Genomic DNA, 23,065 nt, shown 5'->3' on the forward strand with positions numbered 1-23,065 from the left:
GCTCGTACGTTTTACAGCCTCATCGCAGTCATGCCGGCAGCGCTCGCTGCCGGTGCGGTTCAGGCGGCGGAGCAGCAACCGGCCGCCGCCCTCCCTTCCACGACTGGCAGCATCTTCACCATGCTATTGGGCCTGATCGCCGTACTGGCGCTCATGGTCGGCATCGCTTGGCTGTTCAAGCGCAGCGGCCTGGCGCCCGGCACCAACGGCAATGCGGTGGCAAAAATCATTGGCGGTGTCAGCGTCGGCACGCGTGAGCGCGTTATGGTCATCGAAGTCGCCGACCAGTGGATCGTTGTCGGCGTCGCTCCCGGCCGCGTCAACACCTTGGCCACCATGCCGCGTCAGGAGCATGTCGCGGCGCCGTCATCAACGGCGTCGGGACATTTTGCCTCCTGGCTGAAACAAACTATCGATAAGCGTAATGGCAGCAGTTAGAACATTCATGGCGCATTTACCTCGCTGGCTGCGCATGCTGCCGGTTTTGTTGCTCTGCCTGCCGCTTGCGGCTTCGGCACAAGGATTGCCGGCCTTCACCAGCACGCCGTCCGCCGGCGGCGGCCAGACCTACAACCTCAGCATCCAGACGATGCTGTTCCTCACGTCGCTGTCGTTCATTCCCGCAGCCTTGCTGATGATGACCTGCTTCACCCGCATCGTCATCGTCCTGTCGCTGCTGCGCCAGGCGCTCGGCACGCAGTCGACGCCGCCGACGCAGGTGCTGGTCGGGTTGTCGCTGTTCCTGACCTTGTTCGTGATGGGGCCGGTTTTCGACAAAATCTACGTCGATGCTTACCAACCATTTTCGGAAAACAAGATTTCCATGATCGATGCCATGGAAAAAGGCTCGGGTCCGCTCAAAGAATTCATGCTCAAGCAAACGCGCCAGTCCGATCTGGCGCTGTACGTCAAGCTGTCGCACAGCCCTGACCTGCAAGGCCCCGAAGACGTGCCGCTGCGCCTGCTGATTCCGGCTTTCATCACCAGCGAGCTCAAGACCGCATTCCAAATCAGTTTTGCCATTTTCATCCCGTTTCTGATCATCGACATGGTCGTCGCCAGTATCCTGATGTCGATGGGGATGATGATGATGTCGCCCGCCATCGTGTCGCTGCCGTTCAAGCTGATGCTGTTTGTGCTTGTCGACGGTTGGCAGTTGCTGATCGGCTCGCTGGCGGAAAGTTTTTACTAAGGTTAGATCATGACTCCTGAAAGCGTAATGTCCCTTGGCCGCCATGCCATGGAAATCACCCTGATGATCGCAGCGCCGATGCTGGCTACTGCACTGGTAATCGGTTTGCTCGTCAGCATTTTCCAGGCGGCGACGCAGATCAATGAGGCCACGCTGTCGTTCATTCCCAAGCTGGTTGGCGTGTTCCTGGCGCTGATCATTGCCGGCCCTTGGATGATCGGCGTCATGCTCGACTACATGCGCCTGATGTTCACCGGTATACCCGCGATGGTGCAATAGCACCGGCGGCGATTGCGCTTCGTTGTGCAATCCGATAAAACATGATCAACTTCACCAGCGACCAGCTCGCCATCTGGATCGCCTCCTTCATCTGGCCCCTGACCCGCATCCTCGGGTTGATATCGATCGCGCCGCCGTTCGGCAGCGCCAGCGTGCCGATGCTGGTCAAAATTCTGCTGGGCGTCATGATCTCGCTGGTCATCGCCCCCGATGTACCGATACCTCCCGCACTCGATCCGATGTCGATCACCGGCCTGATGATCCTGCTCCAGCAGTTGCTCATCGGCCTGGCCATGGGATTTGCGGTGCGCCTGGTGTTTGCCGCCATCGAAATGGCGGGAGAACTGACGAGCAACACCATGGGGCTGGGCTTCGCCGTGTTCTTCGACCCGCAATCGCAAGGCCGCACATCCGCCATCAGCCAGTTGTTCTCGCTGCTGGGAACGCTGGTGTTCCTGAGCATCAACGGCCATCTGGTCCTCGTCGCGGTGATGGCGGATAGTTTTCACACGCTTCCCATCACGGCAGCGCCGATTACCGCCGAAGGATTTCATTATCTCGCCCTGTCCGGCACGCGCATCTTCAGCATGGGCCTGCAACTGTCCCTGCCGATGCTGGTCGCCTTGCTGATCACCAACGTTGCGCTGGGCATCCTCACGCGCGCGGCGCCTCAGCTGAATCTGTTCGGTATCGGCTTCCCGATTACGATGGTAGCCGGCTTCGTCCTGATTGCGGTGTGCCTGCCCTACATGCTGACACCGATGCAACACTTCCTCAACGACACCGTCGAAACGGTACGCATGCTGGGCGGCATGGCAACCATCCCGCCGATGCCGAAACACTGACCGCTTTTTACAGCGAACTTACATCCGCTTTACGCGCCTTTACAGTTGAAAGCCTCAATCGGAGGCACACTGATGCTCCTCGCATCCATGCCGGGACCGCTTGTCGCCACTTTCCCGGTATTTTCCACTGTCACGACGCATGAAATTCCGACAAAATAAAACACTCAGATACCTCCTCATCGCTGTTGCCGTCATTGCCCTGACGATTCTTGCCAAACGGACCTTCTTTCCATCAAAGACGGCACCCGATTACCTGAGCGCCACGGCCGCCAGACGCGATATTCAGGATACCGTCCTGGCCAGCGGCACCATCAAGGCCTACAAGCAAGTCAGCGTCGGCGCCCAGGCATCGGGCCAGATCAAGTCGCTCAAGATCGCGCTGGGTGATCAGGTCAAAAAAGGGCAACTGGTCGCCGAGATCGACTCCCTCACGCAAGAAAACGCGCTCAAAACTGCCGAGGCCGAGTTGGAAGACACGCGCGCCCAATTGCGCTCCAGGGAAGCCGCCTTGAAGCAGGCCGAATTCGCCTATCAGCGCCAGCAACAGATGCTGGCGCAGGACGCCAGTTCGCGGGAAAACTATGAAACCGCCGAAGCCACGCTCAACACCACCAGGGCGGACATCGCAGCGCTCAAGGCACGGATCGACAAAGGCAAGATCTCGGTCGACACCGCGCGCGTCACGCTCGGCTACACCAAAATCGCGTCGCCTATCGACGGCACCGTCGTCGCGATCGTTGCGCAGGAAGGCCAGACCGTCAACGCCAATCAAAGCACCCCGACCATCGTCAAGGTAGCCCGCATGGATACGGTCACCGTCAAGGCGCAGATTTCGGAAGCGGATGTCACCCGCGTCAGGACCGGACAGCCGGTCTATTTCACCATTCTCGGCGAACCGGATAAACGCTACACCACCACCCTGCGCTCGATCGAACCGGCGCCGGACTCCATCCTGCAGGACGATACGTCGACCACCTCAACCACCTCGAGCACCAGCAGCAGCACCTCGACAGCCATCTATTACAACGGCTTGCTGGACGTGCCCAACCCGGACGGCAAGCTGCGCATTTCCATGACCACCCAGGTGGTCATTGTTCTGGCGGAAGCGCGCAACGCCGTCGTCATTCCCTCGACCGCCCTGGGCGAACGTGATCCCGACGGCCGCTATACAGTACACGTGCTTGATGCCCAGGGCGCGGCAACGCCGCGCAAGGTACGCATCGGCATCAACACCAATGCCGCGGTGCAGATCACTGAAGGACTGAACGCCGGCGAACGCGTGGTCATCGGCAACAGCAACGGCGCCGATGCCGTTTCCACAAGCGCACGCCGCGGTCCGCCGCCGATGATGTGAGCGGCATGCGCATGAATACCCCTCTACTGGAACTACGGAACCTGCAGCGTGACTTCCCCGCGGGCGAGCAGACGATCACGGTCCTCAACGACGTCAATCTGCGCATCGATGCCGGCGAAATGCTGGCCATCGTCGGCGCCTCCGGCTCGGGCAAATCAACCCTGATGAACATCCTCGGCTGCCTCGACAAACCGACGCGCGGCAGCTATGTCGTCGCCGGCCGCGAAACCGGCCGGCTCAGTCCGGATGAGCTGGCGGAACTGCGCCGCGAGCATTTCGGCTTCATCTTCCAGCGCTATCACTTGCTGGCGGATCTGACCGCACTGGGCAACGTCGAAATCCCGGCCATCTATGCCGGCAAGGAACGCGGCAGCCGCCACGCCCGCGCAGCCGATCTTTTGCAGCGCCTCGGCCTGGCCGATCGCATGCGGCACAAACCTGGCCAGCTGTCGGGCGGACAGCAGCAACGCGTGAGCATTGCGCGCGCCTTGATGAACGGCGGCCAGGTGATCCTCGCCGATGAGCCGACCGGCGCCCTCGACAGCCACAGCGGCCAGGAGGTCATCAACATCCTCAAGGAACTGCACGCCGAAGGTCATACCGTCATCATCGTGACGCACGACATGCAAGTGGCAGCACACGCACAGCGCATCATCGAAATCAGCGATGGCGTCATCATCGGCGATCGCCGCAAAGATAGTGCGGCTCCGGCTGCCGTCTCATCGCCGGCGGCAAAGACGGCCCCCGTCGTCGGTGCCTGGCGCGCCGGACTCGATCGTCTGTCGGAAGCCTTTCATATGTCGCTGCTGGCGATGAATGCGCATCGCCTGCGCACTTTCCTGACCATGCTGGGCATCATTATCGGCATTGCCTCGGTGGTGTCGGTGGTGGCGCTCGGCGCCGGCTCGCGCGAACGCATCCTCCAGGACATCAGCGCGATGGGCACCAATACCATCGACGTCTTTCCCGGCAGCGACTTCGGCGACATGAAAGCCTCGTCCATCCGTACGCTGATGCCGGCCGATGCAGACGCGCTGGCGCAGCAAGGCTATGTCGACAGCGTCACGCCAAGCGTGTCGACAAGCTCATCGGTACGCTATCGCAACGTCTCGGTCAACGCACAGATCAGCGGCGTCGGCGAACAGTATTTCCGCGTGCGCGGACTGGCCATGACGGCCGGACAAAGCTTCGGCCGCGCCAGTGTGGAAAGCCGCGCGCAGGAAGTCGTCATCGACGCCAACACGCGCACGAAACTGTTTGCAGACGGCGTCAATCCGCTGGGCGAGGTGATCCTTCTCGGCAGCGTTCCCTGTCGCGTCATCGGCGTCACCAAGAAGCAGGAAAGCGGCTTCGGCAACAATGACAGCCTCAATGTCTGGGTTCCCTACACCACCGCCATGAGCCGCCTGCTGGGGCAAAACTACCTCAAAGGCATCACGGTGCGCATCAGCGACAGCGTCGCGCCTGCCGCCGCCGAACAAGGCATCGTCAAGCTGATGACGATGCGTCATCGCACCAAGGATTTCTATGTCTTCAATACCGACAGCATCCGCCAGACCATCGAAAAGACAACCGCCACGCTGACCTTGCTGGTGTCGATGATTGCCGTGATATCGCTGATCGTGGGCGGCATCGGCGTGATGAACATCATGCTGGTCTCGGTCTCCGAACGCACGCGTGAAATCGGCGTGCGCATGGCCGTCGGCGCACGCCAGAGCGACATCATGAAACAGTTCCTGATTGAAGCCATGTTGGTGTGCCTGTCGGGCGGCCTGCTCGGCGTCTTGCTGGCCTTGTCGTTCGGCGTCCTCTTCGCCAGCTTCAGCAAGAATTTCGCGATGCTCTATTCCATCACCTCCATCGTCTCCGCCTTTGTCTGCTCCACCATGATCGGCGTCGTATTCGGTTTCCTTCCCGCGCGCAATGCCGCTCAATTGGATCCGGTCGACGCGCTGTCGAGAGAATAATGAAGAAACACTCGCCCTTTCGCCCCGCGGCCATGGTCGTCATTCTGTTGTCCGCCGGCCTGCTCGGCGCCTGCGGTTCACTGGTGCAGACGCCCTACGCCCCCCCCAGGACGGCCATCCCCGCGACCTGGGCCCACGACGACAACCGTGCGGAAGTCGATGGCGGAAAATGGTGGCGGCATTTTGGCGACGCCAATCTGGATCGCCTGATCGATGAAGCCCTGCGCCGCAACAACGACCTGGCGGCCGCCACCATCAAAGTGCGCCGCGCCCAATTGCAAGCCGGCATTGCCGCCGACGAACGTCTGCCCGCATTGAGCTCCAACACCTCCACCACCTACAACCGCTATCTGCGCAATGATCGCAGCAGCTACAAGAACAGTTCCACAGCAGTGACGCTGAGCTATGAAGCCGATCTTTGGGGCAAGCTGGGCAGCCAGTACGACGCAAAGAAATGGGAGGCGCTCGCCACCGAACAGGATCGCGAGAGTACGGCATTGACCTTGATCGGCACCACCGCCAATCTGTACTGGAAAACCGCGTATCTGAATCAGCGCGTTGCCTTGAGCCTGGAAAGCATCGCCTACGCAGAAAAGACGCTCGCGCTGATCCGCACGCAATACCAATCCGGCGCCGTGTCGTCGCTGGAAGTGCTGGAAGCGGAACAAAACCTTGCCACCCAACAGTCGACGCATACCGAACTCCTGCAGCAGCAAGTCGAAACGGCCAATGCGCTGGCCCTGCTCTTCGACGGCCCGCCCGGGAAAAGCTATCCGGCGCCGCAACGTCTGCCCGAGCAAGCCTTGCCGCGCTTGCAGTCCGGCTTGCCCGCTGATCTGTTGGGTCGCCGTCCTGACCTGCGCGCAGCGGAATTGCGCCTGCGCGAATCGCTTGCCACGGTCGACTACACCCGTGCAAGTTACTACCCCAGCCTGACATTGACGGCAGCGGCGGGAGGCAGCAGCCCGGACCTGCGCAACGTGCTGCTGAACCCCATCGGCACGCTCGGCGCCGGGTTGGTGCTACCGTTTCTGCAGTGGAATCAGATGCAGCTGAACATCAAGTCCTCGCAAGCCGACTACGAGAGCGCGGTAGTAAGTTTCCGCCAGACGCTTTACACGGCGCTCGCCGACGTCGAAAACGCGCTCTCGGCGCGCGAGCAATATGCGACTCAGGGAGCCTTGCTGGAAAAGAATCTGAAAGCAGCCCAGACCACCGAGCGCCTCTATGAGCTGCGCTATCGCACCGGTTATGTCGCCCTGAAAGACTGGCTGGATGCCCAGGAAAAACGTCGCACGGCGGAAGTGTCGCTGACGCAGAATCGCCTGAACCGGCTGAATAACCAGATGACGCTGTACCAGGCGCTGGGCGGCGATATGCAAGATGAAAATCATGCAGCGATGTCGCCGCAAGACACCCAAGACACGCTGCAGGACGGGCGAAACTGAAAGAAAAATCGAGACACCGGGTGAGCGCGCGCCCACCCGGCAGAGGGAATTACTTGAGGTAGTTCAACAACGTCAGGCTGCTGGTCGACACAAACACTTTCTGTGCAGCCTGCAGATATTGCTGCTGAAGGCTCAATTGGCTGACCAGCGCAGTGGTATCGCTCAGGTTGCGACCCAACAAATCATTGGTGGTCTGGGTGTATTGCTGATCCAGCACCTTGCCTTGCGCGTCGAGATTATCCAGCTCGTTCTGGCGCGCACCTACCGATGCCGTCGCGGATTCGATGTTGCTCATCTGCGAAGTGATCGACGCATGGAGCGTGTTCAAACTGCGCGTCAGCGAGGCCTGGCTGCCGGCAATCGGCGTACGCGCCGCGTCAGCCTTATCGGACGCCAGCTTGGCGTTGGCAGCCTGCGTCAGCAGCGTCGCGTAATTAGGATCCGTCGGTTGAGCCGCATCCAGCGCAGCTTGTGCAGTATTGTACGCGGCAATCGGGAACAAACCTGAACCGGCCGGATATTCAAACGTATTGGCCGCCTGGGTGTCGGCGTTATTCGCGGCTTCGGTGGTCGGCACGGCCAACAAGGTGATGAGATTCTGCATCATCTTGAACGTGTCCTGGCCGTTGCCCTGGAACACGGCCTGTCCCGACACGCTGACTTCCATCTGGCGCGTCGAATCGACCTGCAATGTCTGTGCGCCCTGGTCGCCGTTGTAGACGATATTGCCCGAGTCATCGAACGAGAACGGCGCGCTGCCGCTCTTGTAACCGCCGAACACGTAATTGCCCAGACCGTCGGTCGAGTTGGCAAAACCCAGCATTTCCTGGAGATTGCCCTTCAGTTCCGTCGCCATGTTGGCGCGTTCGGCGTTGGAGAACGATGCGTCGCCTGCCTGAATGATGTCCGATTTGAGCTTGGTCATCATGTTAGTCACACTGGTCAGCGCATTGCTCACCGTCGCCAGCGAGCTGTTGGCGTTGTTGCGGTTGGTCGCAAACTGCGTATTCAGGGCTTGCGTCTGCGCCAGATCCAAAGCGCGTGCGGCTGCAATCGGACTATCCGACGGCAACAGGACTGTCTGGCCTGCATTGATCTGTTGCGTGAGCTTCAATATCGATCCTTGCATATTGGTCAGATCGGTATTGCTCAACTGATAAAGCATGTTGGTGCTGATGCGCATTTTAATTTTCCTTCAAACTTTAACTGCCAAGAGTGAACAAGACGTTCAGCATGTCACTGGCAGCCTGGATGATTTTGGCTGCGGCCTGGTAGGCGGTCTGATTCTTGATCATGTTCGACAACTCCTCATCCTGGTTGACCCCGGATTCGGATTGTTGTTGCTGTTGAATGGACGTCAGACGAGCGTTTTCGGCCTTGTTGGTGACGCTGATTTCATTGGTCTTGTTGCCGATGGTGGCAACCAGTTGCGAATACGATCCCTGGAATGACGTGTTGCCGATGGTATTGGCCGTTTGCAACGCATTCAATGCCTGCGCGTTACGGTTGTCGTTGACGCCGTTGGTGTTCGGACTGAGATAGAACTGGTCGCCGTTGGCCGGCTGGCCGGTGATCTTGAAACTGGCGCCGGCGGTGGTGAGCGTGTCGCCGGTCGTGTAGTTGATCGCTGCACCGGCTGCATAGCTGGTCGTCGTGCCGTCGGTATGCGTCACCACCACGGCGCCGACTGACGCCGATGGCGTGAACTGGCTGGTGGCACTGTTGAACGTGAAGGCAAACTTGGTGCCTGCCGCCAATGGCGTATAGGTCGAGTCGATCGTGCCGGACGAAATTGTCGCGGTACCGGTATTGGCCGGAACCGGAGAGAACTTGAACGCGTCGCCGTTGGCGGGAGTCCCGCTCAGCACGAAACTGACGCCGCCGCTGGAAATGGTCGCACCGGCCGAATAAGGAATTGCCGCACCAGCCGCATACGTCGTCGTCACGCCGGCGGTCGTCGTTACCGTCACCGCCGCTGCCGGCACCAAAGCTAATGAAGTCGTGCCGGAGGTATACGTATAGGTTTGAGTGGCGCCAGGCGTAAATGTCGATTTGTCGACCGTCGCCGACGTGATCACGCCGGTACCGGTATTGCCCGTAGTGACGAGCCCCATGTCGGTCACAGCATTGCTGGAGGTCAACACCGGCGTACCCGCCGCGATCAGTTGCGTATTGGTGATCGCCACGCTCATCGCGCCGGCGCCCGCCACGGTCGGCTTGATCAGGAAGCTGTCGCCTGCCGACATGGTCGGTGCAGCATAGGTCACGCCGTCAATCGTCACCGGGAACGTGCCTGCCGGCGTCGCGGTTGGATCAACGATGGTCTTGGTGTTATCGGACAACCGGGTGAATGTGTATTTGGTGCCGTCGTAGCTCAGCTTGTAATCGCTGGTCGTGAGCTTGGACGGATCCGTAATGGTCGCGGTCGCTGCGGAACCAGCCGCATTCTTGGTGTCGCTATACACCACCGGTGCGCCGACATTGAAGAAGTCGGTGCCAAGGTTGCCGTTCTGATCCTGCCCCAGTTTGTGCTGTGTATTGAATGCCGTCGCCATGGCGATAGCGATGCGGCCGAGCGAATTTTGCGCCGTATCCAGCGTGTCGCTGCGATATTGCAGGATGCCGCCGAGGCTGCCGCCGCTGAATGCCGTATCCGGGATCACGACGTTCTGGCCATTGGTCTGGTAAGCGATCTGCAGGCGTGTCGGATCGTTGGATGCGGGTGTGGTCACCAGCGTCGATACGGTATCGCCCAGCACCAGCGGCTGGCCGCTGCCGATGAACACGCTCAGAGAACCGTTGTCTTGCGGCACGGTCGTGACCTTGACGATCTTGTTGAGGTCCGCAATCGCCTGGTCGCGCTGGTCCAGCAAGTCGTTGGGAGCCACGCCGCTGCCGCCGGAAGCTTTCAGGATCGCATTGTTGAGCGCCTGGATCTGGCTGGCGTAAGTATTGATCGTGTCGACACTTGAAGTAATCTGGCTGTTGACGCCGTTACGGCTCTGCGTCAGTTGATCGTTCAGACTCTGAAAGCGCGCGGCCAGAGTCTGTCCTGCCGAAATCACCGACTGACGTGCGCCGTCATTGTTCGGCGTCGACGCCAGGTTTTGCGTGCTTGCGAAAAAATCTTGCAATGCCGGCGACAGGCCTGCCGACGTATCCGCGACCAGATTATTGATCTGGCTGATCTGCGTATAGTAGGAATCCAGCGAACTGGCGCTCGTCTGGGAGGACAGCACTTGCTTGTACAGGAAGTCGTCATAGACGCGTTTGATTTCCGCGACCTGGGTGCCCTGCCCGACAAAACCATAACCGTAATTGATGCCGCCGGCCGTGCTTTGCACCACCACCTGCCGGTTGTAACCCGGGGTTGTCGCATTGGAAATATTGTGGCTGGTCGTCGCCTGTGCAGCCTGAGCCGCGGCGAGTGCACTTTGCCCGATACTGAAGATACTGGTAGCCATACGATATTTTCTTTAACGGAATATCCTAGTCAACGGCAGTCGGCAGCGAAACTTTAGGAGCCATCGCCAATGAATTTGAGAGCGTCCGGGGATGACGACGTTCCCTGGCGCATGCAAATTCATGCACGCTATCGTCCCCGGCGACTGCGATGTGAATGCCCGATCAGGCCGACAGGGATTGCCGGATGATACGCGATAGCTTTTCCGCATAATGCGGGTCGGTTGCATAGCCTGCGCGTTGCAGGCCGTAGGCGAAACCATGAGCGTCTTGCGCGTTTGCCAAGACTTTTTCGTAGCGTGGGTTGCTGCGCAGCAGCTTGGCATAATCCTGGAAGGCTTCCGAGTAGGAGTCGTAAGCACGGAATTTCTCAACCTTGCGTTGCGCCACGCCATTGACGTATTCGACCGTAGTGGCCTCGACCACCTTGCCGGTCCAGTTTCCGGTTGCCTTGATGCCGAACAGATTGTGTGCCGAGCTGCCGTCGCGGGCGCGGATTTCTTTCTTGCCCCATCCGGTTTCCAGGGCGGCTTGCGCCAGCATGAACTTGGCCGGAATGCCCGTCACCTGGCTGGCGGCTTCCGCATCGGCCTGCAGACGGTTCTGGAACGCCTCGATATGCGCCGGACGCTGCTGCCCGCCCTTGTTGCGCTTGCCGCCTCCTCCCTGCGAGGCATCGTCGGTATTGCTGCCGATGCCTTGCACCAGGCGAGCCTTGTCTTGGTCGCTCAGACCGTTGAGCAACGGGATATCGAGCGGCAATCCGGATTGCGATGTTTCGTCATCGGTCGGCAATGGCTTGTTGAGGCTGTGCGACAGCTGGCGCACCAGCATGTCGGCCAGGCCGACGCCGCGTTGCGCCATGTTCTGGCTCAGCTGCTGATCCAGCATGCTGGTAAACATCTTGGTCTGCTGACTGTCGAACATGCCGTCTTGCGGCGTCGCGTCACGCATGCTCTTCATCATCATGTTCAGGAACAAAGCCTCGAATTGCTTGGCGGCTCCCTTGAGCGACTCCGGCGACTGCTGAGCCGCCGACGACTTCAGGCTGTTCAGGCTGTTGGCATCGACAGCGAGGCTTTCAGTCGGATTTCCCGGCTTGATGTTGTTGATCATGAACAGGCCTCGATTAGATGATTTCCAGCTCTGCGCGCAGCGAACCGGCGGCCTTCATTGCTTGCAGAATCGCCAGCAAATCCTGCGGCGTCGCACCGATGGCGTTGAGCGCTTTGACCACATCGGCCAACGAAGCGCCGCCCCTCAGGTACATCACCTTGCCAGGCGCTGAATTGATCGAGATCTGGGCATTCTGATTTGCCGCCGTCTGCCCGCCGGACAATGCACCCGGCTGGCTGATGCTGTTTTCGGCATTGATCACCACCGACAGATTGCCGTGCGATACGGCGCACGTGTCCAGCGTCACGGACTGGTTCATCACGACCGAGCCGGTACGGGCATTGAGAATCACCTTGGCGCTGACACGCGCCGGGATGACATCGATATTTTCCAATGCACCGAGGAAGGCGACCCGCTCGCCGCTGCCTATCGGCGCGCGAATACGAATCACGCGACCGTCCTGGGCAACCGCGGTGTCAAAGCCGAAACGCTTGTTGACGGCATCCACCACGCGGCTGGCGGTAGAGAAGTCGTTGTCGTTCAATTCCAGATTGACGACATCGCCCTGGCCCAATGCCGATGGCACGGCGCGTTCCACCGTCGCGCCGGCGGAAATACGGCCCACGCTCAGCTGATTGATGGTGGTGCTGCTGCCCGCGGCAGAAGCGCCGGCGCCGCCGACCACGATGTTGCCTTGAGCGATTGCATAGATCTGACCGTCCGCGCCTTTGAGCGGCGCCATCAGCAAGGTGCCGCCGCGAATGCTTTTGGCGTTGCCGATGGACGATACGGTGACGTCCAGCGTCTGGCCCGGTTGCGCGAATGCCGGCAAGGACGTCGTCACCATCACGGCGGCGACGTTCTTCAACTGCATGTTGCTGGTCGAGGTGCTGGGAAGATTAACGCCCAATTGCTGCAGCATGCTGACGACGCTTTGCACCGTAAACGGTGTTTGCGTGGTCTGGTCGCCGCTGCCGTCGAGACCGACGGCAAGGCCGTAACCGACCAGTTGATTCTGCCGCACGCCCTGGATGCTGGCGAGATCCTTGAGACGCTCGGCATGCGCCACGCCGGCGCTGAGCAAACAAAGGGATGCCAGCAGAACCGACGCCAGCCGGTTGGTCCGCTGCAACAGATAGGAACGTTGAATCATCATGCGACTCCCTGATCAGAACGGTGAGACGCTGAAGAAAAAGCGCGACAACGAAGACATAAATTCGGCCATATCCACACGGGTATTGGTGCGGTATTCCACTTTCGCATCGGCCACCGCGGTGGACGAAACGGTATTGCCGGTAGCGATCTTGTCTGGGCTGACGGTGCCCGAGAAGCGCACGTATTCAACCCCCTTGTCGAGCGCCACCTGTTTCTCGCCGCTGACCAGCAGGTTACCGTTCTGCAGCACTTCGATCACGGTCACGCCGATGGTGCCGGTGAAATTGTTGCTGGACGAAATAGCGCCCTTCTCGTCATATTTGTTGGTGCTGCCGCCGCTGCCCGACAATTCTTTGATCGAAGTGCCGAACAAGGTCGGCGCCACTGCGGTGGCGCTGCCGGTCTTGCTGGACGAACTGCCGGCCGATTTGGCGGCAGTCGTGTTTTCATTGATGACAATGGTCAGCGTATCGCCGACCAGACGCGCACGGCGATCCTCCAGCAGCGGACGATATGCCGCCGACTGGAAAATTGCCCCGTTGGTCGGCGGCGCATAGGAGGCCGGCTCAGGCCGGGCCGACTTCGGCCCGGTGACGATCGACTCTGGTACCGTGGTACATCCAGCGATGGCGAACATCCCGATGATGGTGGCAAGTTTCAAAAGGCTATTCATGTTTGCCTCATCCCATTTCATCAAAACAAGGTATTGCTAATACTCATCAACATTACAGCTGCGACAATTTCGCCAGCATCTGGTCGGACGTGGTGATCGCCTTGCTATTGATTTCGTAAGCGCGCTGCGTCTGAATCATGTTGACCATTTCTTCCACCACGTTGACGTTCGACGTTTCAACGTAGCCTTGCCACAGTGCGCCGGCGCCGTTGGTGCCCGGCGTATTGGGAGCAGGCGTGCCGGAGGCCGCCGTTTCGGCGTACAGGTTCTCGCCCTTGCTTTCCAGGCCGGCCGGATTGATGAAAGTAGCGATCTGCAGGGTGCCGATCTGCGTCGTCGCAGTCGAGCCGGCCTGGTTAATCGACACGGTGCCATCGCGACCGACCGTCAGCTTGGTGGTGTTTGCAGGAATCGTGATCGGCGGCTGCACGGTGTAGCCGCTGGAAGTCACCAGCTGGCCCTGGCTGTCGGTCTGGAACGAACCGTCGCGCGTATATTGCGTCGTGCCGTCCGGCATCAGGACCTGGAAGAAGCCGGCGCCCTGAATGGCGATATCCTTGTCGTTGTTGGTCTGGTTCACGTTGCCTTGCGTATGGATGCGCTCGGTCGCCACGGGACGCACACCGGTACCGATTTGCAGACCCGACGGCAATTGCGTCTGCTGCGACGATTGTGCGCCCGGCTGGCGGATGGTCTGATACATCAGGTCCTCAAATACCGCGCGCGAGCGCTTGAAACCATTGGTGCTGGTGTTGGCCAGGTTATTGGAAATCACGTCCAGCTGCGTTTGCTGCGCATCCAGACCGGTTTTGGAAATCCACAGGGAACGAATCATTTTTTCTCCAGTGCCTGGTTATTAACTCAACGACAGAATTTGGTTTGCTTTGTCCGAATCACTCTGGGCGGTTGTCACCACCTTCATGTTCAGGTCGAATTGACGCGCGAGGTTGATCATGCTGACCATGGACTCGACAACATTGACATTACTGCCTTCCAACGCACCGCCGACCAGACGGACATTGGCGTCCGGAGGCGCTTGCGCGCCGGCGGTCATGCGAAACAGGCCATCGTCGCCGCGCTTCAGTGCTTTTTCATCGGGGTTGACCAGCTTGAGGCGCCCCAGAATATTCACTGCATTCGGGGTCCCCGTGGTCGGAATCGACGACACGGTGCCGTCGGAAGCGATCGCAATGGTGACGTCCGGCGGAATGCTGATCGGACCGCCATCGCCGACCACGTTCAGACCGGTCTGCGTTTGCAGGATGCCGTTTTCGCTCAGCTTGAAGCTGCCGTTGCGCGTGTAGGCTTCGCTGCCGTCAGCCGTTTGCACGGCCAGCCAGCCCGGCCCCTGGACCGCGACGTCCAGCGCACGGCCGGTATCCTGAATCGGACCCGCATTGAAATTGGTGCCGGCGGTCGAGTCGACCACGAAGGTGCGCGTCGCCAGGCCTTCGCCAACGACAGGCACGGCTCGGAAAGTGTTGAGCTGCTCGCGAAAACCCGTCGTCGTCGCATTCGCCAGATTGTTGCTGGCGTTGGCCTGCTGCTCCAATGTGTGCTTGGCGCCCGACATGGCGGTGTAGATCACACGATCCATATTTACCCCTATATTTGCGTGCAGCTGCGTTGCTGCACGCTTCCCCGCTTAATTCAAATTGCCCGGGCTCAACGCCATTAACGCAGGCTGACCAAGGTTTGCAGAACGGTATCCTGCACCTTGATGGTTTGCGAGTTGGCCTGATAAACGCGCTGCGCCACGATCATGTTGACCAGCTCCGTGGTCAGGTCGACGTTGGAGTCCTCCACCGAACGTGCTTGCAATACACCGAATTGGCCTGTGGTCGGCGTACCGATCAGCGGTGTGCCGGCATCGGAAGTTGCGGTGTACAGATTGCTGCCCAATGGCTGCAGACCATTCGGATTGGCAAAGTTCACCAACAACACCTGACCCAGCGTCTTGGTGTCGCCGTTGGAGTAGCTGCCTGTGATCAGGCCGTCTTTGCCGATCGAGAAACTCGACAATACGCCCGGGCCCTTGCCATCCTGGCTTTGTGCAACGGTCGCAAACGCGGCGCCGGTCTGTGTCGTGCCAGTGTAGTTCAGCGTGATACCGGCAGCGGCAAACGATGCGCCCGCTTTCGCGGTCAGGTTCAGCGTCGCAGCCGGCTGCGCGCTGGTGAGGATACCGTTGCTGTCAAAGGTCAACGTACCAACCTTCGCTTGTGTGGCGGGCGCCACAAAGGCTGGATACGCCACACCGTCAACGGTCGTGTAGACATCCCAGTCGGTGGTGGTGGCAGTCGACGTTGTCGCGTTCTTGACGTAGTAAGTCTGGACGTTATAGCTGTTACCCAGGCTGTCATAGACCGTCACGCCAGTCGTGCTGTTATACGTACTGGTATCGCTGAACACGAATGGCGTCGTCGCCGGGGCAATGCCTGTCAGGCGCGAATCCAGATTCAGCTTGCTTGCCACATTGGTGGTTTGCGTGGCAGGAATATTCGATGTATCGATTTGCAGAGGAACCGGATCACCGCCCGTCACCGTACCCAGCCAACCGGTCAGGTAAGCCCCCTTTTCGCTGGGGTTGATAATGTAGCCGTTCTTGTCCAGCTGAAACTGGCCATTGCGGCCATACAGTGGCGACGAATCGGTCAGGCTGCCCTGCATGCGGAAGAAACCGTCGCCATTGATGGCGATGTCCAGGGGATTATTGGTCGTGGTGACGTTACCTTGCGTGAATGCCTGCTGCACGTTGGCGACCGTCACGCCGATACCAACCGGAGAGTTGCCGGAGCGGTTCATCGAATTGGCATACATGTCGGCGAACTGCGCCTGCGCCGATTTAAAACCCACTGTACTGGCGTTGGCGACATTGTTGCCGATCACGTCGAGGCTTTTGGATGCACCTGCCAGACCGCTCAGACCTTGTTGAAAACTCATTTGATTCTCCTTCTGCTGGAAGCGGCCGTCGATTAAAGAATTTGGACTACGTCGGTGGACTTGATGGTGCCGATGTTCGAAACGTTCAGCTTGACGCCGTCGGTGCCGGTGCTGACGCTGGCAACGGTGCCGAATGCCAGGGCGGTCGCGCCGACCGACGTGCCGGCGCTGGTCGCCGTGACGTCAAAGGTATAAGTGCCGTCTTTAGCCTGGGTGCCGGCATCGGTTGCGCCGTTCCAGATGATCGGTACTGTGCCTGCGGCTTGCGAACCCAGGTCCAGCGAGTGGACGACGTTGCCGGCCGAGTCGCGGATGGTGACCTTGACGCTGTCCGCTGCGCTGGCCAGTTGCACGCCGAAGATCGCTTTTTGCGTCGTGGTTGAAGTACCGTCAGTCGCCGTAGTAGTGTCCGATGTCAGCGTGACGTTGTTGCCCGGCGCCAGAACGCTGTGACCGATCATGTTGGCTGCCTGCAGCGACTGGGATGTGCCCAGATTGCTCATCAAGGCGCTCAAGGTCGTGTTCAGTTGGCTGATGCCCGACACGGTCGACAGCTGAGCCAGTTGCGTGGTCAACTGGGAGTTGTCCATTGGATTGGTCGGATCCTGATTTTGCATCTGCACTGTCAGCAGCTTCAGGAAACGTTGCTGAATCGCTTCAGGGCTGTTGTCGTTCAGGCTGGAAGTGCTGCTGGTCGAGGTCGACGTGCCATTCACGGCCGCCAGCAGATCAGAGGAAACAGTAGTCATGATTAGGATCTTCCTTAAGTACCGATGGTGAGGGTTTTCATCAACATATTCTTGGCGGTGTTCATCGTCTCGACGTTGGTCTGATACGAGCGCGAAGCGGAGATCATGTTGACCATCTCCTCTACCGGATTAACGTTCGGCATGGCGACATAGCCGTTGGCGTCCGCCAGCGGATGCTTGGGATCGTATGTCAGCTTGGGCGGCGCCTGGTCTTCGACGATCTGATCGACCTTGACACCGCTGTCGGAGATGTTGCCGTAGGGCACCGCCTTGAACACGACCTGCTTGGCCTTGTACGGCTGGCCGTTCGGGCTGGTTGCGCTGTCGGCATTGGCGATGTTGCTGGCGACCGTATTGAGACGCTGCGACTGCGCGCTCATGGCCGAGCCGGCGACATTGAAAATATTGGAAAGAGACATGATGATCAGCCCGGTTGGATGGCGGCGAGCAGCGTCTTGATCTGCCCGTTGACGGCCGTGACGCCTGCTTCGTAGCGCACGGCGTTATCGGTGAACTGGTTACGTTCGACGTCCATGTCGACGGTATTGCCGTCCACGCTGCCTTGGGTAACCGTGCGATACAGCAGCGGAGAACCGCCGATGCCGCTGTCGCCAGTCGGCTTGCCGGCGATATGACCCGCCGATGTGCGCGCCAGTTCTACCGGCGGCACCTTGGGCGACGACTTGCCGTCCATGGCGCCTTGCAAGGTTTTGGCGAAGTCGATGTCGCGCGCCTTATAATTCGGCGTGTCGGCATTGGCGATATTGGATGCCAGCAATTGCTGACGCTGGGCGCGCAAATTCAGCGCCGTCTCGTTGAACCTCAGATAATCATCCAGTTTTGCGACCATCGATTTCTCCTGAATGCGCCCTTCAAAAAGTACGCATTACGCCGATAATGGGATTTAGATACCATTGGATCATACGACCCCACCTGAAACTCGATTGCCCGATAAAGAGATAAAACTATGCCTTGTTCAGCCTTTTGATGAAGGCTGTCGCCATTAGTATTGCTGACACGATGGCCACTCCTTCGGCCACTAAGGTTTTAAGTTGTTGTTATGAAATCATTCCTCACAGCGCTGGTGCTGCTTTTGCCTGCCATCGGGTTTTCGGCGCTTGCACAAACGGCAACTCCCGATCCATCCAATGCGCCGCCACGGCAGAATCTGAGCGCCTTGCAACAAATCGCCGAACAGTTCATCAAGGTCCAGACCACCGGTTTGTCCGGCACGGTGAATGCGACGGTCGAACCGGTCGACAGCCGCCTGAGCCTGGCCGCCTGCCCATCGCCCCAGGCATTTCTGCCCAACGGCGGGCGCCTGTGGGGCAAAACCACCATCGGCATCAAGTGCACCGCCCCCTCCCCCTGGACGATTTACGTGCGCGCCACCGTGCAGGTCGTTGCCGAATATATTGTCACCGCCACACCTCTGGCGCAAGGCCAGACCATCGGCCCGAACGACATTACCAAGATCAAAGGCGACCTGTCGAATTTGCCAAGCGGCATTATTACCGACGCAGCACAAGCCATCGGTCGCACTGCCAGCATCTCTCTGGCCGCCGGCGCACCATTGCGCCAGGATATTTTGCGCGCCAATCGTGTCGTACAGCAAGGACAGTCGGTTCGCATCGTTTCCGTCGGCCCGGGATTCCAGATTGCCACCGAGGGCCGCGCCCTGAACAACGCCAGCGAAGGCCAGATTGCGCAAGCCCGCACGCCGGCCGGACAGGTGGTCAGCGGCGTTGCCAGGGCAGGCGGAATTATTGAAATCAATTACTGACGGGAAACAAATTCCCGTCGGAGAAATAGTATTAAAGTTTACGGAAAAATCGCCGATAATCTATGCAACAGGCGGGCCTGAGAGCCCTCACCACACAAGGATGATGCCGTGAACGTTAATGACGCCCTTAAAACTGGCTCAGGCTTACCGGAGGTAGCGCAGCCCCAGCCGCGCACTCCCGGTACGACCGGTGCCAAGACGGATGCAGCAAGCGCTGACTCCGCCAATGTACAGCTGTCGGCTCAGTACCAGTCTCTTGGCACCAAGGCGGCCGGCCCAAGCGGCAGTTTCGACGCAAAGAAAGTCGCAGAGATCAAAGCAGCAATTGCCAACGGCACCTTCCAGGTTGACCCGGAAAAGGTTGCCAGCGGACTGTTGGACACCGTTAAAAATCTGATCAGCACACGCAGCAAAGCTTAACGCAATGACAAGTACGACTTCGCAATTGCCCTCGCACTACCTTGCCGAAGAAAAGCAGGTAACGTCACGCCTGGTTGCAACACTGCAACAAGAGCAAGCTTTGCTCAGCGGCAACGGCGATGCGGATGAAATTCCGAACGTAATCAACGAAAAAGCACAGATCATTGCCGAAATGGCAAGACTGGCGGATCAACGCTACAGACTGTTATCGGCCGTCAGCTTCCCTGCCAGCGAAAATGGCATGCAAAGCTGGCTCGATCAGCACGGCGCGGAAGCTGATAAAACACTCTGGAATGAACTGTTCGAGTTGGCTCAGTCAGCCCGGGAATTGAACCGCGTCAATGGCACCTTGGTCGGCCGTCAAATGGCAATCAATCAAAACGCACTGAAGATTCTGCAAGGCGGCACCAGTAGCGGCTCATTCTATGGCCCGGATGGCTCGGCCAGCGTACGCACGACCGGACGCCCACTTGGCATAGGTTGATCCGAAGCCGGGCAGAACGAACAAAAAAGACCGCAGCTGCGGTCTTTTTTATGCTCGTCGCCTTTCACCCTCCAGGATCAATCAATGAGAGCTAAGGTTGGGTTTTCGGCACGCGCTCGGTGATCGGCACCTCGGTCGCCTGTTCGGTCAGGCGCGATAGAATCATGACATCCACACGCCGATTGCGCAGACGCCCTTCGGCCGTGTCGTTCGACGACACCGGCTGATTCGAGCCATGCCCCACCGCCGTCAAGCGCATCTCGGCAATGCCCTGATTGCCAAACAGGCGCGCGACGGTACTGGCCCGCACTGCCGATAATTCCCAATTCGAAGGAAACACCGCCGTACTGATCTGCGTGTTGTCGGTATGACCTTCAATCTGGATGGCATGATCGTCGTTCTTGAGCACCCTTGCGATGGCGATCAGCGTCTCTTCCGATTCCTTGCCGACCTTGGCGTCGCCCGGTGCAAACAAGACATTGGCATTGATTTCCACGTTAACGCCGACACTGGTCTGCGTCACCCGCACTTTTCCTTCCCGCACCAGCGGCGCCAGTACTTGCATGATGTCGCGCGCCATGTCGGTCATGCGCTCTTTTTCCCGTCGCAGGGCCTCATTGTTGCGCGTTTTTTGCAAAGGAGGAATCTTAGGCGTGGCGGCTTGCTGCGCGCCTTGGCCACCGGCCTGCACGATCACCGGCGCGGTCGATACCGGCTCTTTGCCGAAGGCGTTGATGAGGGAATCGGCGAGGATCTTGTACTTGCCCTCGTTGACCTGGGAGATCGCGTACATCACCACGAAAAAGGCGAACAACAGCGTAATGAAGTCGGCATAGGAAACCAGCCAGCGCTCATGATTCTCGTGTTCTTCCTCATGTTTTTTGCGCGCCATGATCGCCGCCTATGCGTTCCCGAAGTAGGATTCGGCCCGCTCCTGAATGACCCGCGGATTGTCGCCACTGGCGATGCCGCACAAGCTGTCGGCCACCATCTCTCGCTTGAGGACCTCGGCAGCCAACAGCTCTTTCAGTTTATTGCCAACGGGCAGGAAGAACAAATTGGCCAGGCCGACGCCGTAAATCGTGGCAACGAACGCCACGGCGATCCCTCCGCCCAGACGCGCCGGATCAGCCAGGTTTTCCATGACGTGGATCAACCCCAGCACGGCGCCGAGAATACCGATGGTCGGCGAGTATCCGCCGGCGGCTTCCCATATCTTCAACGCCTGGCGCTGCTGCGTTTCGTAAGTGGAAATGTCGATCTCGAGAATCTCGAGCAGCTTGGCCGGCGTGATGCCGTCGATCAGCAGGCGCAGCCCTTTCCTGATGAAGGGATCGTCCGTGTCGTTCATGTGCTCTTCCAGGTGCAACAATCCCTCGCGGCGCGAGATGGTGCTCCAGAGCGAGATATCGTCGATCAGCTTGCGGTGATCGCGAACGGGAGGAGAAAACACCGCTCCGATCAATTTCACGCCGCGCACGAAGTTGTCGAGTCTGGTTTGCAGGAGAACCGCGCCGACCGTACCGGCAAAGACGATCAGAAATGCCGTCGGCTGCAAAATGGAACCAAGATGACCGCCTTCCAACACCTGACCCAGGAAGATCCCTCCCAAGGCCAACACCAGACCGCCTACGCTACTCCAGTCCACGCTTGCTCCCTCAGGGTCGAGCGCATGCGGGCAATCGCCTGACTATGCAACTGGCATACGCGCGACTCGGACACGCCCATGACGGCGCCGATTTCTTTCAGGTTCATTTCCTGCTCGTAGTACAAGCCCATCAGGATTTTTTCGCGCTCCGGCAAGGCCCGGATCGAATCGATCACCGCTTCGCGGAACCCCCCGTTGATCAGGTTCTGCAGAGGGTCGTCGCTCTGGCTGGTCTGATAGCGATCCAGAAAATGCTCATGGCCGCCTTCGGCATCATGAAAATCTTCGTAATAGATCAGTTGATGGCCGCCGCATTCGGTCAGCATTTCCTGATATTCGTTCAGACTCATCTTGAGCTGTTTGGCGACTTCCGCTTCTTGCGGCGGCCGGCCCAGTTGCTGCATCAGGACGTGGATCGCATCCTCGATCTTGCGCGTGCTCTGGCGAATGCTGCGCGGCAGCCAGTCGCTGCTGCGCAACTCGTCCAGCATGGCGCCGCGAATACGCTGCACGGCATAGGTTTCGAACTGCGCGCCATGGGTTTCTTCATAGCGATTGATGGCATCAAGCAGCCCCATCATGCCTGCCTGAATCAAGTCGTCCACTTCCACGCTCGGCGGAAGCTTTGCCTTCATCTGATGCGCCAGCTTCTTTACCAGCGGCGCATGCAGCTGCAGCAAATCATTTTTGTCCGTCTTGCCATTGACGTTATACATGACACGTCATACTCCGAGACTTGCACCATCGGTTGCCATACCGTACGTGCCCTTGGTGAGATTGGATAGCGAGAACTGATTGGCCAAACGCTTGAACGCCATTGTTGCTCCGGTCAGGGGAAATGCCTCCAGCACGGTACGGCCCTGCCCCGAAGCACGGCGGATATGCTCGTCAGCCGGGATCGAACCCATGAAATTCAGTTGTGCCGCCAGATAACGATTGGCAGCCTGCGCCATATTGGCAAACACCATTTGCGCTTCCGCATCGGACCCGCCGGTGACCAGCAAATTGAAGGGGCGGCGCCCCAACCGGTCGCTCAGGCTCTTGATCAGAACGTAAGCCGCCTTGATGGAATTGGCGCTGGTCGACATATGCACGACGATTTCCCCCATCTCCATCGCCGGCACCGGCAGCACGTCGTCTTCGCTCAGTTCGCCATTGACGAGCGTGATGTCGGACTCTGCCGTCAGCGCATCGAAAATTTCCGCCAGACGCGACGCCTGCGGGTGCGTTGCAGCAGACACATTTTTACGCGACAGGCGCGCCAATGCAAAACCTTCCGGCACCAATCGTACTGCCTCGTCGAGATGGCGCTCCTGACGCGCGACGTCGAGCAGGCTCGCTACGGTAAGTCCGCCAAAACGAGACAAAATGCTCGATGGCGTCATGCAAGCGTCGACCAACAAGGCGTTGCAGTCATTCGCGGCGAGAGAAGCCGCCAGATTGATCAGCATCGCGCCTTTTTCGTCGTCGGGCAATACCGAGAAGAAACTGAACACGCGCGGCGTCGGACGCTCCAGCATCCGGCGCAGTCCTTCCGCTTGATCAAC

At 59.2% G+C, this 23,065-nt stretch carries 25 protein-coding genes; 10 read left to right on the forward strand and 15 right to left on the reverse strand.

The genetic code is table 11. The annotated features are described in order from the left end of the window. Positions 1 to 30: 30 nt before the first annotated feature. The 7 genes from fliO to PMI16_RS19250 all read left to right on the forward strand — a co-directional run bounded on the left by fliO (position 31) and on the right by PMI16_RS19250 (position 7,085). Positions 31 to 438 carry a flagellar biosynthetic protein FliO gene (gene fliO / locus PMI16_RS19220; protein ID WP_034381361.1) on the forward strand — a complete coding sequence of 136 codons (408 nt, stop codon included), beginning with the start codon at positions 31 to 33 and terminating at the stop codon, positions 436 to 438. 7 nt (positions 439 to 445) lie between these two features. Continuing rightward, positions 446 to 1,192, forward strand: a complete 747-nt coding sequence (gene fliP / locus PMI16_RS19225) for a flagellar type III secretion system pore protein FliP (protein ID WP_007882590.1) — start codon at positions 446 to 448, stop codon at positions 1,190 to 1,192. A gap of 9 nt (positions 1,193 to 1,201) precedes the next feature. After that, positions 1,202 to 1,471, forward strand: coding sequence for a flagellar biosynthesis protein FliQ (gene fliQ, locus PMI16_RS19230; protein ID WP_007882592.1), 270 nt, complete (start codon positions 1,202 to 1,204; stop codon positions 1,469 to 1,471). A gap of 41 nt (positions 1,472 to 1,512) precedes the next feature. Continuing rightward, the gene (fliR, locus tag PMI16_RS19235) at positions 1,513 to 2,316 is read left to right on the forward strand and encodes a flagellar biosynthetic protein FliR (protein ID WP_007882595.1); all 804 of its coding nucleotides are present in this window, start codon (positions 1,513 to 1,515) and stop codon (positions 2,314 to 2,316) included. 139 nt (positions 2,317 to 2,455) lie between these two features. After that, positions 2,456 to 3,670, forward strand: coding sequence for an efflux RND transporter periplasmic adaptor subunit (locus PMI16_RS19240; RefSeq protein ID WP_007882596.1), 1,215 nt, complete (start codon positions 2,456 to 2,458; stop codon positions 3,668 to 3,670). Positions 3,671 to 3,681: 11 nt separating this feature from the next. Further along, positions 3,682 to 5,637, forward strand: a complete 1,956-nt coding sequence (locus PMI16_RS19245; RefSeq protein ID WP_007882597.1) for a MacB family efflux pump subunit — start codon at positions 3,682 to 3,684, stop codon at positions 5,635 to 5,637. Beyond that, on the forward strand, positions 5,637 to 7,085 hold the full coding sequence (locus tag PMI16_RS19250; protein WP_007882598.1) for an efflux transporter outer membrane subunit: 1,449 nt from the start codon (positions 5,637 to 5,639) through the stop codon (positions 7,083 to 7,085). The genes PMI16_RS19245 and PMI16_RS19250 overlap by 1 nt, the downstream gene beginning before the upstream one ends. A gap of 49 nt (positions 7,086 to 7,134) precedes the next feature. Here the strand turns inward: PMI16_RS19250 and flgL are convergent, their stop codons facing one another. From flgL to flgB, 11 genes are all read right to left on the reverse strand, one after another. After that, complete coding sequence (flgL, locus tag PMI16_RS19255) at positions 7,135 to 8,268, reverse strand: flagellar hook-associated protein FlgL (protein ID WP_007882599.1); 1,134 nt, start codon at positions 8,266 to 8,268, stop codon at positions 7,135 to 7,137. A gap of 19 nt (positions 8,269 to 8,287) precedes the next feature. After that, positions 8,288 to 10,549 carry a flagellar hook-associated protein FlgK gene (gene flgK / locus PMI16_RS19260; RefSeq protein WP_007882600.1) on the reverse strand — a complete coding sequence of 754 codons (2,262 nt, stop codon included), beginning with the start codon at positions 10,547 to 10,549 and terminating at the stop codon, positions 8,288 to 8,290. A gap of 163 nt (positions 10,550 to 10,712) precedes the next feature. After that, positions 10,713 to 11,663: a flagellar assembly peptidoglycan hydrolase FlgJ gene (gene flgJ, locus PMI16_RS19265; protein WP_007882601.1), complete on the reverse strand. Its 951-nt coding sequence runs from the start codon at positions 11,661 to 11,663 to the stop codon at positions 10,713 to 10,715. A 13-nt stretch (positions 11,664 to 11,676) separates the two neighbouring features. After that, positions 11,677 to 12,816: a flagellar basal body P-ring protein FlgI gene (locus PMI16_RS19270; protein ID WP_007882602.1), complete on the reverse strand. Its 1,140-nt coding sequence runs from the start codon at positions 12,814 to 12,816 to the stop codon at positions 11,677 to 11,679. Positions 12,817 to 12,831: 15 nt separating this feature from the next. Next, on the reverse strand, positions 12,832 to 13,491 hold the full coding sequence (locus PMI16_RS19275) for a flagellar basal body L-ring protein FlgH (RefSeq protein ID WP_007882604.1): 660 nt from the start codon (positions 13,489 to 13,491) through the stop codon (positions 12,832 to 12,834). A 52-nt stretch (positions 13,492 to 13,543) separates the two neighbouring features. Then, entirely contained in the window at positions 13,544 to 14,326 is a 783-nt protein-coding gene (gene flgG, locus PMI16_RS19280) for a flagellar basal-body rod protein FlgG (RefSeq protein ID WP_007882605.1), read from the reverse strand. A 21-nt stretch (positions 14,327 to 14,347) separates the two neighbouring features. Beyond that, positions 14,348 to 15,088: a flagellar basal-body rod protein FlgF gene (gene flgF / locus PMI16_RS19285; protein ID WP_007882606.1), complete on the reverse strand. Its 741-nt coding sequence runs from the start codon at positions 15,086 to 15,088 to the stop codon at positions 14,348 to 14,350. Positions 15,089 to 15,165: 77 nt separating this feature from the next. Beyond that, complete coding sequence (flgE, locus tag PMI16_RS19290; RefSeq protein WP_007882607.1) at positions 15,166 to 16,434, reverse strand: flagellar hook protein FlgE; 1,269 nt, start codon at positions 16,432 to 16,434, stop codon at positions 15,166 to 15,168. 32 nt (positions 16,435 to 16,466) lie between these two features. Then, positions 16,467 to 17,183, reverse strand: a complete 717-nt coding sequence (locus PMI16_RS19295; protein ID WP_007882608.1) for a flagellar hook assembly protein FlgD — start codon at positions 17,181 to 17,183, stop codon at positions 16,467 to 16,469. A gap of 14 nt (positions 17,184 to 17,197) precedes the next feature. Next, the gene (gene flgC, locus PMI16_RS19300) at positions 17,198 to 17,602 is read right to left on the reverse strand and encodes a flagellar basal body rod protein FlgC (RefSeq protein WP_007882609.1); all 405 of its coding nucleotides are present in this window, start codon (positions 17,600 to 17,602) and stop codon (positions 17,198 to 17,200) included. 5 nt (positions 17,603 to 17,607) lie between these two features. Beyond that, entirely contained in the window at positions 17,608 to 18,033 is a 426-nt protein-coding gene (gene flgB, locus PMI16_RS19305) for a flagellar basal body rod protein FlgB (protein ID WP_007882610.1), read from the reverse strand. Positions 18,034 to 18,243: 210 nt separating this feature from the next. On the opposite strand from flgB, the gene flgA reads away from it, so the two are divergent. The 3 genes from flgA to PMI16_RS19320 all read left to right on the forward strand — a co-directional run bounded on the left by flgA (position 18,244) and on the right by PMI16_RS19320 (position 19,870). Then, entirely contained in the window at positions 18,244 to 18,966 is a 723-nt protein-coding gene (gene flgA / locus PMI16_RS19310) for a flagellar basal body P-ring formation chaperone FlgA (protein ID WP_007882620.1), read from the forward strand. Positions 18,967 to 19,074: 108 nt separating this feature from the next. Next, complete coding sequence (flgM, locus tag PMI16_RS19315; RefSeq protein WP_007882621.1) at positions 19,075 to 19,386, forward strand: flagellar biosynthesis anti-sigma factor FlgM; 312 nt, start codon at positions 19,075 to 19,077, stop codon at positions 19,384 to 19,386. Positions 19,387 to 19,390: 4 nt separating this feature from the next. Continuing rightward, positions 19,391 to 19,870 carry a flagella synthesis protein FlgN gene (locus tag PMI16_RS19320; RefSeq protein WP_007882622.1) on the forward strand — a complete coding sequence of 160 codons (480 nt, stop codon included), beginning with the start codon at positions 19,391 to 19,393 and terminating at the stop codon, positions 19,868 to 19,870. Between the two features lie 91 nt (positions 19,871 to 19,961). On the opposite strand, the gene motD is transcribed toward PMI16_RS19320, so the two are convergent. The 4 genes from motD to PMI16_RS19340 are packed head-to-tail and all read right to left on the reverse strand — an operon-like array spanning position 19,962 to position 23,038. Next, complete coding sequence (gene motD / locus PMI16_RS19325) at positions 19,962 to 20,762, reverse strand: flagellar motor protein MotD (protein WP_007882624.1); 801 nt, start codon at positions 20,760 to 20,762, stop codon at positions 19,962 to 19,964. A gap of 9 nt (positions 20,763 to 20,771) precedes the next feature. Further along, positions 20,772 to 21,518: a flagellar motor protein gene (locus PMI16_RS19330; protein ID WP_007882626.1), complete on the reverse strand. Its 747-nt coding sequence runs from the start codon at positions 21,516 to 21,518 to the stop codon at positions 20,772 to 20,774. Continuing rightward, a complete protein-coding gene (locus tag PMI16_RS19335; RefSeq protein ID WP_007882628.1) occupies positions 21,500 to 22,234 on the reverse strand; it encodes an RNA polymerase sigma factor FliA in 735 nt (244 codons plus the stop codon). The genes PMI16_RS19330 and PMI16_RS19335 overlap by 19 nt, the downstream gene beginning before the upstream one ends. A gap of 6 nt (positions 22,235 to 22,240) precedes the next feature. Next, positions 22,241 to 23,038, reverse strand: coding sequence for a MinD/ParA family ATP-binding protein (locus PMI16_RS19340; protein WP_007882630.1), 798 nt, complete (start codon positions 23,036 to 23,038; stop codon positions 22,241 to 22,243). Positions 23,039 to 23,065 lie beyond the last annotated feature (27 nt).

Source organism: Herbaspirillum sp. CF444 (assembly GCF_000282135.1).
Taxonomy (GTDB): Bacteria; Pseudomonadota; Gammaproteobacteria; order Burkholderiales; family Burkholderiaceae_D; genus Herbaspirillum.

Coding starts and splice junctions, on each gene's coding strand:
- fliO (WP_034381361.1), top strand. CDS start 31: ATGCCGGCAGCGCTCGCTGCCGGTGCGGTTCAGGCGGCGGAGCAGCAA.
- fliP (WP_007882590.1), top strand. CDS start 446: ATGGCGCATTTACCTCGCTGGCTGCGCATGCTGCCGGTTTTGTTGCTC.
- fliQ (WP_007882592.1), top strand. CDS start 1,202: ATGACTCCTGAAAGCGTAATGTCCCTTGGCCGCCATGCCATGGAAATC.
- fliR (WP_007882595.1), top strand. CDS start 1,513: ATGATCAACTTCACCAGCGACCAGCTCGCCATCTGGATCGCCTCCTTC.
- PMI16_RS19240 (WP_007882596.1), top strand. CDS start 2,456: ATGAAATTCCGACAAAATAAAACACTCAGATACCTCCTCATCGCTGTT.
- PMI16_RS19245 (WP_007882597.1), top strand. CDS start 3,682: ATGAATACCCCTCTACTGGAACTACGGAACCTGCAGCGTGACTTCCCC.
- PMI16_RS19250 (WP_007882598.1), top strand. CDS start 5,637: ATGAAGAAACACTCGCCCTTTCGCCCCGCGGCCATGGTCGTCATTCTG.
- flgL (WP_007882599.1), bottom strand. CDS start 8,268: ATGCGCATCAGCACCAACATGCTTTATCAGTTGAGCAATACCGATCTG.
- flgK (WP_007882600.1), bottom strand. CDS start 10,549: ATGGCTACCAGTATCTTCAGTATCGGGCAAAGTGCACTCGCCGCGGCT.
- flgJ (WP_007882601.1), bottom strand. CDS start 11,663: ATGATCAACAACATCAAGCCGGGAAATCCGACTGAAAGCCTCGCTGTC.
- PMI16_RS19270 (WP_007882602.1), bottom strand. CDS start 12,816: ATGATTCAACGTTCCTATCTGTTGCAGCGGACCAACCGGCTGGCGTCG.
- PMI16_RS19275 (WP_007882604.1), bottom strand. CDS start 13,491: ATGAATAGCCTTTTGAAACTTGCCACCATCATCGGGATGTTCGCCATC.
- flgG (WP_007882605.1), bottom strand. CDS start 14,326: ATGATTCGTTCCCTGTGGATTTCCAAAACCGGTCTGGATGCGCAGCAA.
- flgF (WP_007882606.1), bottom strand. CDS start 15,088: ATGGATCGTGTGATCTACACCGCCATGTCGGGCGCCAAGCACACATTG.
- flgE (WP_007882607.1), bottom strand. CDS start 16,434: ATGAGTTTTCAACAAGGTCTGAGCGGTCTGGCAGGTGCATCCAAAAGC.
- PMI16_RS19295 (WP_007882608.1), bottom strand. CDS start 17,183: ATGACTACTGTTTCCTCTGATCTGCTGGCGGCCGTGAATGGCACGTCG.
- flgC (WP_007882609.1), bottom strand. CDS start 17,602: ATGTCTCTTTCCAATATTTTCAATGTCGCCGGCTCGGCCATGAGCGCG.
- flgB (WP_007882610.1), bottom strand. CDS start 18,033: ATGGTCGCAAAACTGGATGATTATCTGAGGTTCAACGAGACGGCGCTG.
- flgA (WP_007882620.1), top strand. CDS start 18,244: ATGAAATCATTCCTCACAGCGCTGGTGCTGCTTTTGCCTGCCATCGGG.
- PMI16_RS19320 (WP_007882622.1), top strand. CDS start 19,391: ATGACAAGTACGACTTCGCAATTGCCCTCGCACTACCTTGCCGAAGAA.
- motD (WP_007882624.1), bottom strand. CDS start 20,762: ATGGCGCGCAAAAAACATGAGGAAGAACACGAGAATCATGAGCGCTGG.
- PMI16_RS19335 (WP_007882628.1), bottom strand. CDS start 22,234: ATGTATAACGTCAATGGCAAGACGGACAAAAATGATTTGCTGCAGCTG.
- PMI16_RS19340 (WP_007882630.1), bottom strand. CDS start 23,038: ATGCTGGAGCGTCCGACGCCGCGCGTGTTCAGTTTCTTCTCGGTATTG.